This is a genomic window from Streptomyces sp. NPDC027672, assembly GCF_055566335.1.
Genome location: NZ_JBVHSO010000014.1, coordinates 22,797 through 36,884 on the forward strand (window position 1 = coordinate 22,797; position 14,088 = coordinate 36,884).

The 14,088-nt window shown below is 73.4% G+C and carries 14 protein-coding genes; 8 read left to right on the forward strand and 6 right to left on the reverse strand.

What is annotated here, in order from left to right:
• The first annotated feature begins 32 nt into the window (after nucleotides 1-32).
• The gene (gene tyrS / locus ACZ4SV_RS29020) at nucleotides 33-1,301 is read left to right on the forward strand and encodes a tyrosine--tRNA ligase (RefSeq protein ID WP_365878281.1); all 1,269 of its coding nucleotides are present in this window, start codon (nucleotides 33-35) and stop codon (nucleotides 1,299-1,301) included.
• Between the two features lie 88 nt (nucleotides 1,302-1,389).
• Here tyrS and ACZ4SV_RS29025 read toward each other — a convergent pair whose 3' ends face one another.
• Nucleotides 1,390-1,671, reverse strand: coding sequence for a GlsB/YeaQ/YmgE family stress response membrane protein (locus tag ACZ4SV_RS29025; protein ID WP_468007698.1), 282 nt, complete (start codon nucleotides 1,669-1,671; stop codon nucleotides 1,390-1,392).
• Between the two features lie 243 nt (nucleotides 1,672-1,914).
• Between ACZ4SV_RS29025 and ACZ4SV_RS29030 the strand changes: the two genes are divergently transcribed.
• Together ACZ4SV_RS29030 and ACZ4SV_RS29035 are read left to right on the forward strand one after the other, a co-directional pair.
• On the forward strand, nucleotides 1,915-2,319 hold the full coding sequence (locus tag ACZ4SV_RS29030; protein WP_468007700.1) for a DUF3099 domain-containing protein: 405 nt from the start codon (nucleotides 1,915-1,917) through the stop codon (nucleotides 2,317-2,319).
• A 223-nt stretch (nucleotides 2,320-2,542) separates the two neighbouring features.
• Nucleotides 2,543-2,782, forward strand: coding sequence for a hypothetical protein (locus tag ACZ4SV_RS29035; RefSeq protein ID WP_365878287.1), 240 nt, complete (start codon nucleotides 2,543-2,545; stop codon nucleotides 2,780-2,782).
• 21 nt (nucleotides 2,783-2,803) lie between these two features.
• Here the strand turns inward: ACZ4SV_RS29035 and moaA are convergent, their stop codons facing one another.
• The 3 genes from moaA to ACZ4SV_RS29050 all read right to left on the reverse strand — a co-directional run bounded on the left by moaA (nucleotide 2,804) and on the right by ACZ4SV_RS29050 (nucleotide 5,941).
• Nucleotides 2,804-3,793, reverse strand: a complete 990-nt coding sequence (moaA, locus tag ACZ4SV_RS29040; RefSeq protein ID WP_365878289.1) for a GTP 3',8-cyclase MoaA — start codon at nucleotides 3,791-3,793, stop codon at nucleotides 2,804-2,806.
• Between the two features lie 169 nt (nucleotides 3,794-3,962).
• Entirely contained in the window at nucleotides 3,963-5,588 is a 1,626-nt protein-coding gene (locus ACZ4SV_RS29045) for a solute symporter family protein (protein WP_468007703.1), read from the reverse strand.
• Nucleotides 5,585-5,941 (reverse strand): DUF485 domain-containing protein, encoded by a 357-nt coding sequence (locus tag ACZ4SV_RS29050; RefSeq protein WP_365878292.1) that lies wholly within the window; start codon nucleotides 5,939-5,941, stop codon nucleotides 5,585-5,587. The genes ACZ4SV_RS29045 and ACZ4SV_RS29050 overlap by 4 nt, the downstream gene beginning before the upstream one ends.
• A 279-nt stretch (nucleotides 5,942-6,220) precedes the next feature.
• On the opposite strand from ACZ4SV_RS29050, the gene ACZ4SV_RS29055 reads away from it, so the two are divergent.
• Entirely contained in the window at nucleotides 6,221-7,750 is a 1,530-nt protein-coding gene (locus tag ACZ4SV_RS29055; RefSeq protein WP_468007705.1) for a S8 family peptidase, read from the forward strand.
• A gap of 67 nt (nucleotides 7,751-7,817) precedes the next feature.
• Nucleotides 7,818-9,359: a CoA transferase gene (locus tag ACZ4SV_RS29060; protein ID WP_468007707.1), complete on the forward strand. Its 1,542-nt coding sequence runs from the start codon at nucleotides 7,818-7,820 to the stop codon at nucleotides 9,357-9,359.
• 31 nt (nucleotides 9,360-9,390) lie between these two features.
• Here the strand turns inward: ACZ4SV_RS29060 and ACZ4SV_RS29065 are convergent, their stop codons facing one another.
• The gene (locus ACZ4SV_RS29065; protein WP_397941846.1) at nucleotides 9,391-10,440 is read right to left on the reverse strand and encodes a zinc-dependent alcohol dehydrogenase family protein; all 1,050 of its coding nucleotides are present in this window, start codon (nucleotides 10,438-10,440) and stop codon (nucleotides 9,391-9,393) included.
• A gap of 295 nt (nucleotides 10,441-10,735) precedes the next feature.
• Nucleotides 10,736-11,446, reverse strand: a complete 711-nt coding sequence (locus ACZ4SV_RS29070; protein ID WP_468007710.1) for a VIT1/CCC1 transporter family protein — start codon at nucleotides 11,444-11,446, stop codon at nucleotides 10,736-10,738.
• Nucleotides 11,447-11,710: 264 nt separating this feature from the next.
• Here ACZ4SV_RS29070 and ACZ4SV_RS29075 point away from each other — a divergent pair, with 264 nt between their 5' ends.
• From ACZ4SV_RS29075 to ACZ4SV_RS29085, 3 genes are all read left to right on the forward strand, one after another.
• Entirely contained in the window at nucleotides 11,711-12,706 is a 996-nt protein-coding gene (locus ACZ4SV_RS29075) for a DEDDh family exonuclease (RefSeq protein WP_365879979.1), read from the forward strand.
• 238 nt (nucleotides 12,707-12,944) lie between these two features.
• Nucleotides 12,945-13,178 (forward strand): hypothetical protein, encoded by a 234-nt coding sequence (locus ACZ4SV_RS29080; protein ID WP_365879981.1) that lies wholly within the window; start codon nucleotides 12,945-12,947, stop codon nucleotides 13,176-13,178.
• Between the two features lie 49 nt (nucleotides 13,179-13,227).
• Entirely contained in the window at nucleotides 13,228-14,037 is an 810-nt protein-coding gene (locus ACZ4SV_RS29085; protein ID WP_468007713.1) for an SURF1 family cytochrome oxidase biogenesis protein, read from the forward strand.
• Nucleotides 14,038-14,088 lie beyond the last annotated feature (51 nt).

The window sequence follows — 14,088 nt, forward strand, 5'->3', positions numbered from 1 at the left end:
TGCCCGAAGATCATCAAGGAGACACGAGAACCGTGACGGACATCGTCGACGAGCTGAAGTGGCGGGGGCTCATCGCCCTCTCCACGGACGAGGACGCACTGCGCAAGGCGTTCGCGGACGGTCCCGTCACGTTCTATTGCGGCTTCGACCCGACCGCGCCCAGCCTGCACCTGGGCAACCTGGTGCAGATCCTGACGATGCGCCGCATCCAGGAGGCGGGCAACCGTCCGCTGGCGCTGGTCGGCGGTGCCACCGGCCTCATCGGCGACCCGAAGCCCACGGCCGAGCGCACGCTGAACGCGCCGGAGGTCGTGGCCGGCTGGGTGGAGCGGCTGCGCGCCCAGATCGAGCCGCTGCTGCACTTCGACGGGCCGAACGCCGCGGTGATGGTCAACAACCTGGACTGGACCCAGGGCCTGTCGGCCATCGAGTTCCTGCGGGACATCGGCAAGCACTTCCGGGTCAACAAGATGATCGCCAAGGAGGCCGTCTCCCGGCGGCTCAACTCCGACGCGGGCATCAGCTACACCGAGTTCAGCTACCAGATCCTCCAGGGCATGGACTTCCTGGAGCTGTACCGGCGGTACGGCTGCACGCTGCAGACCGGCGGCAGCGACCAGTGGGGCAACCTCACGTCGGGCACGGACCTGATCCACCGGGCCGAGCCGGAGGCCGTGGTGCACGCGCTGGGCACTCCGCTGATCACCAAGGCGGACGGCACCAAGTTCGGCAAGACCGAGTCCGGCACGGTGTGGCTCGACCCCGAGATGACCACGCCGTACGCGTTCTACCAGTTCTGGGTCAACGCCGACGACCGGGACGTCTCCAAGTTCCTGCGCATCTTCAGCTTCCGGTCCCGGGAGGAGATCGAGGAGCTGGAGCGGCTGACCGAGGAGCGTCCGCAGGCCCGGGCGGCGCAGCGGGCGCTGGCCGAGGAGCTGACGACGCTGGTGCACGGCGCCGGCCAGACGGCCGCGGTGATCGCCGCGTCCCGCGCCCTGTTCGGGCAGGGCGAGCTGGCGGAGCTGGACGAGCGGACCCTGGCGGCGGCGCTGTCCGAGGTGCCGCACATCCGGGTCGCCGAGCCGGCGCCGGTGGTGGACCTGTTCGCCGAGGTCGGCCTGGTCGCCAGCAAGTCCGCGGCCCGGCGGACGGTGAAGGAGGGCGGGGCCTACGTGAACAACGTGAAGGTCACCGCGGAGGACGCCGTCCCCGGCACCGAGGAGCTGCTGCACGGGCGGTGGCTGGTGCTGCGGCGGGGGAAGAAGAACCTGGCCGCCGTGGAGATCGTTCCCGCGTGACGCCGTAGGGCGTGAGGAACGTGGGTTGCGCGGCCGCGGTGGTCCGCGGCCGCGCGCCGCTCCCGCGCCCCTTCCGAGCGCCCGGGCGTCAGGCCCGCTGGTGCCTGCGCTTGCCCAGCGTCGCCATGTAGAGGGCGTCCACGGCCGCGACGATGATGATCGCCGCCACGAGCTGGAAGATGTGCCGGCTCCAGTCGATGCCCCGGGTCTCCGCCACGCCGACCGCGCGGGCGACCGCGTTGCCCACGATGGCGCCGAGGATGCCGCAGAGGGTGGTCAGCCAGAGAGGACTGTGCTGCTTTCCCGGGATGACCGCCTTGGCGATGATGCCCAGCACGAATCCCACGATGATCGCCCACAACCAGCCCATGGCTGCCTCCTTGTACGGCTCGACGTGAGCATTACGGCCAGTGTGGTTCGGCCCGCCGTACGGCGCATGTCGGCTTACCCCATACGCGGCGGGGCCGGACGCGTCCTCGCAGGTTGCGGGCGACCCGGTCTCGTGGGCGGCACGGGGGCGGCGTACCGTGGGAGGTGTCGCGGCCCGGTTCCCCGCCGGACGCGGACGAGGGTGCGGGCCGGGGAGAGTCCTGCGGGCGGATGGTGACAGGTGATGCGGAAACAGCACGGCGGTGCCCAGGTGTTCCGGATCACCGGTGCCCGGACCGGGCTCGCCGAGGACGTCCGGGGCCGGCAACGCCGGTATGTGATCTCGATGTCGGTGCGTACGGTGGCGGTGATCCTCGCGGCCTCGCTGTGGAACGTGGAGCGGTACGTCGCCATCGTCGCCCTGGTGCTCGGCGCGGCGCTCCCCTATATCGCCGTGGTGATCGCGAACGCGGGCCGCGAACGGCCGCCGTCGCTTCCGTCGACGTTCGTCGTCGCGCCGCCGCGTCCGATGATCGCGCCGCGGCCGGAACGGGACGAACAGGCCGAGCGGGCACGGGGTTCCGTGCCCGGCGACGGGCCGGCGGACCAGGCGGCCGGAGTGCCCGGTGAGCACCCCGGACCGGTCTGAGCACGGCGGACGCGGCGCGGGCGGAACGGGCCCGCGCGAGGCTCAAGAAATGCTCAGATCAATCCTGCAGTTCCAGTGCCGGGCGGCGGGGTACCCGTGACATACTGCGTAAGCGCTCCGCATCCCCCGTCGGAGCGATGGACCGACGCCGGGCAGCTCCCCCCGTGGCTGCCCGGCGTCGCCATGTCCGGCCCCTTATCCGAGACGAACCCGAGACGAAACCGTGAGTGACGAGACCCCGATCTGCTCGGCCAAGGGCTGCCGTGCCGCCGCCGCATGGGTGCTGGCGTGGAACAACCCGACGATCCACCCGCCGGAGCGGCGCAAGACCTGGCTGGCCTGCGCGGAGCACCGCGAGCATCTGTCGCAGTTCCTCGGCGTCCGGGGGTTCTTGAAGGACGTGGTGCGCTTCGAGGAGTGGCGGGCGGCCGAAGCGGCGGAGCCGGGACGGCGCGAGCCCTAGAGCTCCCGGAACGGCCGGGCGCTAGCCTCCGATCGCCGACATGGGCCGGTCGGGCTGGACGAACGACGGGTCGTCCAGGCCCGCGCCCGCCTTCTTGCCCCACATCGCCAGCTTCCAGAGCCGGGCGATCTCCTCGTCCGGGGCGCCCGAGCGCAGGGCGGCGCGCAGGTCGGTCTCCTCGGTGGCGAACAGACAGGTCCGTATCTGGCCGTCGGCGGTGAGGCGGGTGCGGTCGCAGGCCGCGCAGAACGGCCGGGTCACCGAGGCGATCACACCGACGCGGTGCGGGCCGCCGTCCACCAGCCAGCGTTCGGCGGGTGCGGAGCCGCGCTCGCCGGCGCCCTCCGGGGCGAGGTCGAAGCGGGTGCGCAGGGAGGCGAGGATGTCCCCTGCGGTGACCATGCCCTCCCGCTTCCAGCCGTGCTGGGCGTCCAGGGGCATCTGCTCGATGAACCGCAGTTCGTAGTCGTTCGCCACCGCCCAGGCGAGCAGGTCCGGAGCCTCGTCGGCGTTCAGCCCCGGCATCAGGACCGCGTTGACCTTGACCGGGGTGAGACCGGCCGCGCGGGCGGCTTCGAGGCCCGCCAGGACGTCCCGGTGGCGGTCACGGCGGGTGAGGGTCTTGAAGACGTCCGGGCGCAGGGTGTCCAGGGAGACGTTGACCCGGTCCAGGCCCGCCGCCTTCAGGGCGGCCGCGGTGCGGCCCAGGCCGATGCCGTTGGTGGTGAGGGACATCTGGGGGCGCGGGCCGAGGGCCGCGACGCGCTCGACGATGCCGACGAGGCCCGGGCGCAGCAGGGGCTCGCCGCCGGTGAAGCGGACCTCCTCGATGCCGAGCGTGCGGACCGCGATGCCGATGAGGCGGACGATCTCGTCGTCCGTGAGCAGGTCGGGTTTGGCGAGCCACTGCAAGCCCTCCTCGGGCATGCAGTAGGTGCAGCGCAGATTGCACCGGTCGGTCAGCGAGACCCTCAGGTCGGTGGCGACTCGGCCGTAGGTGTCGATGAGCACGTGGGGCCCCTCCCTCTCCCGGTCTCATTCTCGTCCGGCGTGCGTCCTTCGTCACCTGTGAGCCTACGTGACCCCGCCGACAGACGGCGGCCCCGATCCCACGAGGTACGGCACGACCGCGTCGTAGGACCGTACAGTCCCCGCCCGACGCGGTCGCCGGCCGGACGTCTCAGTGGGCTCCGGTGCCGGTCAGGGACCGCACCTCCAGTTCCGCGTACTTGCCGTGGTCCGGGGCCTCCTTGGACAGCAGGGTGCCCACGACGCCGAGCAGGAATCCGATCGGGATGGAGACGATGCCGGGGTTCTCCAGCGGGAACCAGTCGAAGTCGGCGCCGGGGAACATCGAGGTCTCCTTGCCGGAGACCACCGGGGAGAACAGCACCAGGCCGACCGCGCTGACCAGGCCGCCGTAGATCGACCACAGGGCGCCCGCGGTGGTGAACCGCTTCCAGAACAGGCTGTAGAGGATGGTCGGCAGGTTGGCGGAGGCGGCGACCGCGAAGGCGAGGGCGACCAGGCCGGCCACGTTCAGCTCGCGGGCCAGGGCGCCGAGGACGATCGAGACCGCGCCGATGCCGACGGTCGCCCAGCGGGCGGCGCGCAGCTCCTGTTTCTCGGTGGCCCGGCCCCTCTTGATGACGTTCGCGTAGATGTCGTGCGCGAACGAGGAGGACGAGGCCAGGGTCAGGCCGGCGACGACCGCGAGGATGGTGGCGAAGGCGACCGCGGAGATGGTGGCGAGCAGGACGGCTCCCCAGGTGGAGTCGACGCCGCCGAGGTGGAGCGCGAGGAGGGGGGCCGCCGTGTTGCCCGCCTTGTTGGAGGTGGTGATCTCCTCCGGTGTGATCAGCGCGGCGGCGCCGAAGCCGAGGGCGAGGGTCATCAGGTAGAAGGTGCCGATGAGGCCGATGGCCCAGATGACGGACTTGCGGGCGGCCTTGGCGGTGGGCACGGTGTAGAAGCGGATCAGGATGTGCGGCAGGCCGGCGGTGCCGAGGACCAGGGCGATGCCGAGCGAGAGGAAGTCCAGCTTGGTGGTGCCGGTGGCGCCGTACTTCAGGCCGGGCTCCAGGAACGCGGTGCCCTTGCCGCTGTTGCCGGCGGCCTTGCCGAGCAGGCCGGAGACGTCGAAGTCGAACTTCAGCAGCACCAGGAAGGTCAGCAGCAGGGCGCCGGCCATCAGCAGGACCGCCTTGACCATCTGCACCCAGGTGGTGCCCTTCATGCCGCCGATGGTGACGTACACGATCATCAGCACGCCGACCAGGGCGACGATGCCGATCTTGCCGCCGTCGCTGGTGATGCCCAGGAGCAGGGAGACGAGGACGCCGGCGCCCGCCATCTGGGCCAGCAGGTAGAAGATGGACACGACGATCGTGGAGGTGCCGGCGGCGGTGCGCACGGGGCGCTGGCGCATCCGGTAGGCCAGCACGTCGCCCATGGTGTAGCGGCCGGAGTTGCGCAGCGGTTCGGCGACCAGCAGGAGGGCGACGAGCCAGGCGACCAGGAAGCCGATGGAGTACAGGAAGCCGTCGTAGCCGAAGAGGGCGATGGCGCCGGCGATGCCGAGGAAGGACGCGGCCGACATGTAGTCCCCGGAGACGGCGAGGCCGTTCTGGAAGCCGGTGAACTGCCGTCCGCCGGCGTAGAAGTCGGCGGCGTCCTTGGTCTGCCGGCCCGCCCAGACCGTGATGACGAGGGTCGCGGCGACGAACACCGCGAACAGGGTGATGATCAGTGTGCGGTGCTCGCTCGCCTCGCCGGCCGCGAGCAGGGTGTGCGGTACGGGGCTCATGCGCCGTCCTCCATCCGGGACTTGATGGCCGCGGCCTTGGGGTCCAGCTTGGCGGCGGCGTGCCGCGCGTACCACCAGGCGATGAGGAACGTGGTGAGGAACTGGGCGAGGCCCAGGACCAGGGCGACGTTGACGTTGCCGGCCACCTTGGTGCCCATGAAGCCGCCCGCGTAGTTGGACAGCAGGACGTACAGCAGGTACCAGGCGGCGAAGGCGATCGTCAGCGGGAAGGCGAAGGAGCGGTGGGCGCGGCGCAGTTCACCGAACTCCGCGCTGTGCTGCACCTCGGTGAACTCCTCGGTGGAGGGAAGGTGGGCTCGGGGTTTCGCGGGCGGCGGTGTCTCGGTTGCCACGGAGTCTCCTCGTGTCACGGACGTGCGCTTGCTGTCCTCACAGGAACGGGATCACATTACAGGGAGTCATCGACCGGCTCCCCGGCGTGAGGCCCGGGGTGCGCACCCCTCGTGCGCCCCCTCACGGTCACGGCGCCCCGCGCGGGGTGGTTCAAGCCGGCGGGACTCTTTCGGAGATCAGCTCCGGGAGATAGCTTCGCCCTGCACCACCCGTCATGTACCTGCCCGAGCCGCCCACCCCGCTCGGGCGGTCCCGTATCCGGATGATGTGGAGATCCCATGGCTCATCTGCGCTCCAGCCGCCGGCTCGCGCTCGCCGTGCCGGCCGTGCTGTCGCTGACCGCCACGCTCGGCTTCCTGCCGTCGGCGGCCTCCGCGGCGGCCCCGGCCGGCCCGGCGGTCCCGGCGGCACGGGCGGCGGACGGCCCCACCCTGTCGTACGTGGTCAACACCCGGAAGGACCACCGCACGATCGAGTCGGTGCGGCGGGCGATCATCCGCGCCGGCGGCACCGTCGTGACGAGCTACGACGCGATCGGCGTGATCGTCGCGCACTCCGCCGACCCCGGTTTCGCCCAGGCGCTCCGCGCCGTGCCCGGGGTCGACTCGGCGGGTGCCACGCGCACCGCGCCGCTGCCCACCGAGTCCACCACCGACCAGGGCACGCCGAAGGCGCTGACGGCCGGGGAGATCTCCGCGGTGCGGGCCGCCGACGGCCAGGACCCGCTGGAGCCGCTCCAGTGGGACCTGCCGGCCATCAAGGCGGACCGGGCGCACGAGAAGACGCTGGGCAGCCCGGATGTCACGGTCGCCGTCATCGACACGGGCGTCGACGACACCCACCCGGACATCGCGCCCAACTTCGACCGCGCGGCGTCCGTCAACTGCGTGTCGGGCAAGCCGGACACGACGGACGGCGCCTGGCGGCCGAGCGCGTCGGAGAGCCCGCACGGCACCCACGTGGCGGGCGAGATAGCGGCGGCCAGGAACGGCGTGGGGATCACGGGCGTGGCGCCGGGCGTGAAGGTGGCCGGCATCAAGGTGGGCACGCCGGGCGGCTTCTTCTACGCCGAGGCCGTGGTCTGCGGCTTCGTCTGGGCGGCCGAGCACCACGTCGACGTGACCAACAACAGCTATTACACCGACCCGTGGTACTTCAACTGCACCACCGACCCCGACCAGAAGGCGCTCGTGACGGCCGTCCGGCGGGCCTCGGGCTACGCGGAGCGGAAGGGCGCGGTCAACGTCGCGGCGGCCGGCAACGAGCGGTACGACCTGGCGTCCGACGCGATCACCGACCCGGTCTCGCCGAACGACGGCACCCCGTCGAGCCGGGTGATCGACCCGCACGAGTGCTACGACATCCCGACCCAGCTGCCGGGTGTGGTGACGGTCTCGGCGACCGGCGCCAAGGGACTGAAGTCGTCCTTCTCCAACTACGGCCTCGGTGTGGTCGACGTGGCCGCGCCGGGCGGTGACAACACGGCCTACCAGACCCCGGCACCCCCGGCGACCAGCGGCCAGATCCTGGGCCCGCTGCCGGGCGGCAAGTGGGGGTACATGTCCGGGACCTCCATGGCGACCCCGCATGTCGCCGCCGTTGCCGCATTGATCAAGTCAACTCATCCGCACGCGCCCGCGGCCGCCGTGAAGGCGCTGCTGTACGCGGAGGCCACGGCCACGCCGTGCACGGACCCGTACGACATCAACGGTGACGGCAAGGTGGACGCCGTCTGCGAGGGATCGCGGAACCGCAACGGCTTCTACGGCTGGGGCCTGGTGGACGCACTGGCCGCGGTGACCAGGTAGACGGCTGTACCGGGAGCTGGCGCGGTCGCTCCATATATTGATTGAGTCAATCATGCATAGTGCAGTCATGACTCCAATCATGTACGCGTGGTCCGCGCTGGGCGGTACTCCCGCCCGGCTCCCCCGGCTCACCGCCGTGCCGCGGGAGGGCGTGCTCGCCGCGCGCCTTCCCGTGCGGGAGCTGGCCCGGGCGTGCGCCGGCGTCTGCGGGCTGGCCGCCGCGGAGCTGGCGGCCCGCAGGACCGGGTCCGGGACGGCGCCGGAGGTCCGGGTCGACGACGGCGCGGTCGCGGCGGCCTTCCACAGCGAGCGGCTGCTGCGCGTCGACGGCCGGCCCCCGGTCGCCTTCGCGCCCCTGTCCCGGTTCTGGCGCACGGCCGACGGCTGGGTGCGCACCCACGCCAACTACCCGCATCACCGGACCCGGCTGCTCGGCGCGCTGGGACTGCCGCAGGACGCCCCGGCGGAGCGGGTCGCCGCCGGGCTCGCCGGGCGCCGCGCGCTGGAGGTGGAGGAGACGGTCACCGCCGCCGGCGGCCTCGCCGTGGCCCTGCGCACGCCCGCGCAGTGGCGGGCGCACCCGCAGGCCGCCGCGGTGGCCGCGCGTCCGCTGGTGGAGCGCGAACGGCTGGACGCGGCACCCGCGCGCGTGTTCCCGCCGCTCCCTTCGGACGCCACCGCCCTGTTGCCGGCCGCCGGGCTGCGCGTCCTGGACCTGACCCGGGTGCTGGCGGGCCCGGTCGCCACCCGCACCCTCGCCCTGCTCGGCGCGGACGTCCTGCGCCTGGACGCGCCGTGGCTGCCGGAACTGCCGGACAGCCATGCCGACACGGGCTTCGGCAAACGGTCCGCCGTCCTCGGTCTGGACACCGGCCGGGACGTCTTCGAGGAACTGGTGCGCACGGCCGACGTGGTGGTGACCGGCTACCGGCCGGGCGCCCTGGACCGGTTCGGGCTCTCCCCGCGGGCGCTGGCCGGGCGGCGGCCCGGCCTGGTCGTGGCGCAGGTGTCGGCGTGGGGCGCGTACGGGCCGTGGGGCGGGCGGCGGGGCTTCGACAGCCTGGTGCAGGCCGCCACCGGCATCGCGGTGACCGAGGGCGCGGCCGGGGAGCCGGGCGCGCTGCCGGCGCAGGCCCTGGACCACGGCACCGGCTATCTGCTGACGGCGGCCGTGCTGCGGGCGCTGACCGAGCAGTCGTACGACGGCGGGAGCCGGCTGGTCCGGCTGGCGCTGGCCCGCACCGCGCACTGGCTGACGACCGGCATCCGGCCGGGTTCGGCCGAGGAGCCGCCGAACCCGGGCCAGGCCGAGGAACCGCCGCATTCAGGTTCGGCCGAGGAACCGCCGTGCCCGGGTTCAGCCGGGGAGCCGTCGCGTCCGGGTCCGGTCCGAGAGGCGCCGTACCCGGGCCCGGTCCGAGAGGCGCCGTACCCGGGTCCGGACGCCTGGCTGGCCGAGACCGGCAGTGCCCTGGGCCGGCTGCGGCACGCCCGCCCGGCCGTGTCCTTCACGGGCGGCCCCGCCGGCTGGGCCCGGCCGCCGGCCCCCTGGGGCACGGACCCGGCCCGCTGGTCCACCGCACCGGCCGGCACCGACGGCACGGGCTGAGGATCACGGCCGGCCGCGTGCGGACCGCGGGTCACCCGCCGTTGGTGACGAGCACCTTCAGGGCCGTGCGCTCGTCCATGGCCCGGTAACCGGCCGGTACGCCCTCGATGTCCACGGTCATGTCGAACACGGGCGAGGGGTCGATCGTGCCGTCGAGGACGTCGGGCAGGAGGTCGGGGATGTAGGCGCGGACCGGGGCGACGCCGCCGCGCAGCGCGATGTTCCGGTCGAACATCACACCGAGGTCCAGACCGGTGCCGCTGCCGTGGGGCACGCCCACGAAGCCGATGGCGCCGCCCGGGCGCGTGATGTGCACGGCCGTCCGCATGGACTGCTCGGTGCCGACTGCCTCCACCACGCCGTGCGCGCCCTGACCGCGGGTCAGCTCGCGGACGGCCTCGACGGCCGCGTCGCCGCGCTCGGCGACGACGTCGGTGGCACCGAACCGGCGCGCGATACCGGTCCGCACCTCGTGCCGGCCCAGAGCGATGATCCGCTCGGCACCGAGCCGCCTGGCGGCCAGCACGGCGCACAGCCCGACCGCGCCGTCGCCGACGACCGCGACCGTCGCGCCGGGCCGGGCGCCCGCGCCGAGCGCGGCGTGGTGGCCGGTGCCGAGCACGTCGGACAGGGTCAGCAGGGCGGACAGCAGCCGCTCGTCCGAGGCCGCCTCCCGGGGCAGCCGCACCAGGGTGCCGTCGGCGAACGGCACCCGGACGGCCTCGCCCTGCCCGCCGTCGTAGCCGACGGTGCCCCAGAAGCCGCCGTGCTCGCAGGAGGTGGTCAGGCCCTCGCGGCAGTAGGCGCAGACGCCGTCGGACCACATGAAGGGCGCGACCACCAGATCACCGCGCCGGACGCCGCTCACCTCGGAGCCGGTCTCCTCCACCACTCCCAGGAACTCGTGCCCGATGCGCTGGCCCGGCTGCCGGGCCGCCTCGCCCCGGTAGGCCCACAGGTCGCTGCCGCAGATGCAGGCCCGCAGCACCCGGACGACGGCGTCGGTGGGCAGCCGCACCACGGGCTCGGGCACGTCCTCCACACGCAGGTCGTACGGGGCGTGGATGGTGGTGGCGCGCATGACGGGGTCCTTCTCGTGGAGGTCGTGCCGGGTCGGGTGCCCCGGGCGGCCCGGGCGACCTTCACGGTACGTCGCCCCGCCCGCGGACCGCGCGGCGAGGTGCCGTCCGCGCCACCGGACGGGCGCCGGCGCCGGTGGGTCCCGGCGAGGCGGTGGCCACCCGCCGGGACCGTGCCGGCTGACGGCCGGGCCGCCGATGTGCGCCCCGCACCCCGGACCGCGCGGACAACTGCCGTGAGCCGGACCGGAGTTGTACGACACCGACCTGGAGGTGACGTCCGGCCGGCCGGTGCCCTCACACGCCCACCGCCCCCAGCAGGCTCCCCGCCGCGTACGTCACACCCATCGCCAGCACCCCGCCCGCCAGGTTGCGCAGCACCGCCCGCTTCGGGTCGGCGGCGCCCAGCCGGGCGCTGCTCCAGCCGGTGAGGACCAGCGCGGCCAGGACGGAGACCACGGTGACGAGCAGCCGCAGGCCGGGCGGGGGCAGGACGATGGCCAGCAGGGGCAGCAGCGCGCCCACGGTGAAGGCGAGGAAGCTGGCCCAGGCGGCGTGCCAGGGGTTGGCCAGCCCGTCCGGGTCGATGCCCAGCTCCACGCGCGCGTGCGCCCGCAGCGCGTCCCGGGCGGTGAGCTGTTCGGCGGCCTCGCGGGCCACCTCGCCGGACAGGCCGCGCTGCGCCAGCAGGTCGGTGAGTTCCCGCAGTTCGGCCTCCGGCTGCTCGCGCAGTTCCCGTCGCTCCACGGCCAGCGCGGCCATCTCGGAGTCGCGCTGGGTGGAGACGGAGACGTATTCGCCGGCCGCCATGGACATCGAGCCGGCCAGCAGCCCGGCCAGTCCGGCGGTGAGCAGGGCGGCGCGGCTCCCGGTCGCGCCGGCCACGCCGACGACCAGTCCGGCGGTGGAGACGATGCCGTCGTTCGCGCCCAGCACGGCCGCCCGCAGCCAGTTCAGCCGCGAGCCGAGCGCGCCGCCGTGGGTCTCGTCGTGCGTGGATTCCGTCACAGCAGGGAGGATCCCACCCGCGGTGCCACGACCGCCGCACCGACGCTCGCCCCGGCCCCCGCACGCCCCGGGCCGGCCGCGGGCGGCGCCCGCCGGGTCCGGCCCTGCCGGGCCTCGACCGTGCGGCCGGCCGAAGTCGCCTGCCCCCGCGGCCCCTTGGCGGAGCGCGCAGGTGTGCGGTGGCCGAGTGGCAGGACGAGCCGGGGGCGCGGGCGGGGACCTGAGGGACCGGGCTGTCAGTCGTGGCCCGTATCCTCAGTGACCATGCTCGAAGACCGTGCGACCGCAGTGTCCTCCGCCACGCCGTGGCCGGCCGCGTATCCGAAGGGATACGCGGTTGTTGACGTGGAGACCACCGGCCTGGCCCGGGACGACCGCATCATCTCCGCGGCCGTGTACCGGCTGGACGCGTACGGCGAGGTCGAGGACCACTGGTACACGCTGGTCAACCCGGAGCGCGATCCGGGGCCCGTGTGGATACACGGCCTGACGAGCGAGCTGCTCGAGGGCGCGCCGCTGTTCGCGGACGTGGCCGAGGAGTTCGCGGCGCGGCTGGACGGCCGGGTGCTCGTCGCGCACAACGCCGTCTTCGACTGGCAGATGATCGCGCGGGAGTACGCGCGCGTGCGCGGCGCGGCTCCGGTGCGGCAGCGGCTGTGCACCATCGCGCTGTCGAAGGAGCTGGGGCTGCCGCTGCCCAACTTCAAGCTGGAGTCGCTGGCCGCGCACTTCGGGGTCGTCCAGCAGCGGGCGCACCACGCGCTGGACGACGCGCGCGTGCTGGCGGAGGCGTTCCGGCCCAGTCTGCGAGCCGCGGCGGCGGGCGGCGTACGGCTGCCGCTGCTGGAGTGCCGGCCGCTGACGGAGTGGTCGGACCGGCCGGTGCCCCGGCAGGCGTCGGCCGGCTACGGCGGTTACCGGGCGGGCGGTTGGCGCCCCTCCCGCAAAAGGCCCGCATGCCCCTATCCCAACCCGGGGCGCTACGAAGATGGCAAACGACTCAAACAGGGCATGCGGGTGGCGTTCTCCGGTGACACGTCGACCGAGCGGGAGCTGCTGGAGGACCGCGCCGCCGAGGCCGGACTGCACGTCGCCACCAGCATCTCGCGGCTGACCAGCCTGCTGGTGACCAACGACCCCGACTCGGGCACCTCCAAGACGGTCAAGGCCCGGCAGTTCGGCACGCCGATCGTGGACGAGGCCGCGTTCGGCCAGTTGCTCGGGGACGTCGAGCCCGCCGACGAGCAGCCGCCCCGCTGAGAACCGCGCACCGCTGACGGGCTTCCGCTGGCGGGCTTCCACTGGCGGCGCACGCCTCTGGCGGCGCACGCCTCTGACGGACGGACGCGCGCCACCGACGGTTGGCCGCCACCGAGGCAGGTGACCGCCACCGACGGGTGACCGCCACCGACGGGTGATCGTACGAACGGGTGATTTGCCGTCCGACTCACCCGGGTCCCGCTCGCCCGGCAATCGACGACGGCTCACCCTGTGGCGCATGGCGACATGCGAAGTATGCGGCAACGACTACGGAATGACCTTCGAGGTGCACGCGCAGGGCGCGGTGCACGTCTTCGACTGCTTCTCCTGCGCGATCCACCGGATGGCCCCGATCTGCGAGCACTGCCGGGTGCAGATCATCGGCCAGGGTGTGGAGGCCGAGGGGCACTGGTACTGCGGCGCGCACTGCGCCCGCGCCGAGGGGAGGGCCGGGGTCGTCGACCGGGTATGACCCGGTACCCGCCTCCGGGCACCCCACGGCGCGGAGGTACCGTCGTGGGGTGCACCGCTACCGCTTCCTGTTGTCCCGCCAGTGGGTGATCCTCACCCTCGTCGCGATCGCGCTGATCCCGACGATGGTCAAGCTGGGTTTCTGGCAGCAGCACCGCTACGAGCAGCGCACCGCCCGCAACGACCTGGTCTCCGCCGCGCTGCACGCCAAGCCGGTCCCGGTGGAGTGGCTGACCGCGCCCGGGCACGCGGTGACCCGCACCGAGAAGTACCGCACGGTCACCGCGACCGGCACCTTCGACACCGCCAAGCAGGTCGTGGTCCGCCGCCGCACCAACGCCGACGGCGAGGTCGGCTTCCACGTCCTCGCCCCCTTCGTCCTCGACGACGGCAAGGTGCTCCTGGTCAACCGGGGCTGGGTCCCCGCGAACGGCGCGCAGACGGCCTTCCCCAAGGTCCCCGCGCCGCCGTCCGGCCGTACCACCGTCACCGGCCGGCTGATGGCCGACGAGACCACCGCCGCCAGCGGCATCAAGAACGTCACGGGCCTCCCCGACCGGCAGATCATGCTGATCGACAGCGCGCGGGAGGCGCGGCGGCTCGGCGCGCGGGTGCTCGGCGGCTACATCCAGCAGACCGCGCCCGAGCCCCCGGGCGGCTCCCCGGAGCAGATCTCCGACCCGGGCAGCGAGGACGCCCCGCTGAACTACGCCTACATGATCCAGTGGTGGCTGTTCGCGGCCGGCGTCCCGGTCGGCTGGTGGTTCCTGGTCCGGCGGGAGATCCGCGAGCAGGAGGAGGCCGCCGCGGCCGAGCGGCGCAGCGAGCCGAGCGAACCGGGTGAGCCGGCCACCGTCTGACCGCGTCACTCCCCCGGCGGCCCGCCTGGTTGGCCCTGGGGCCCGCCGGGA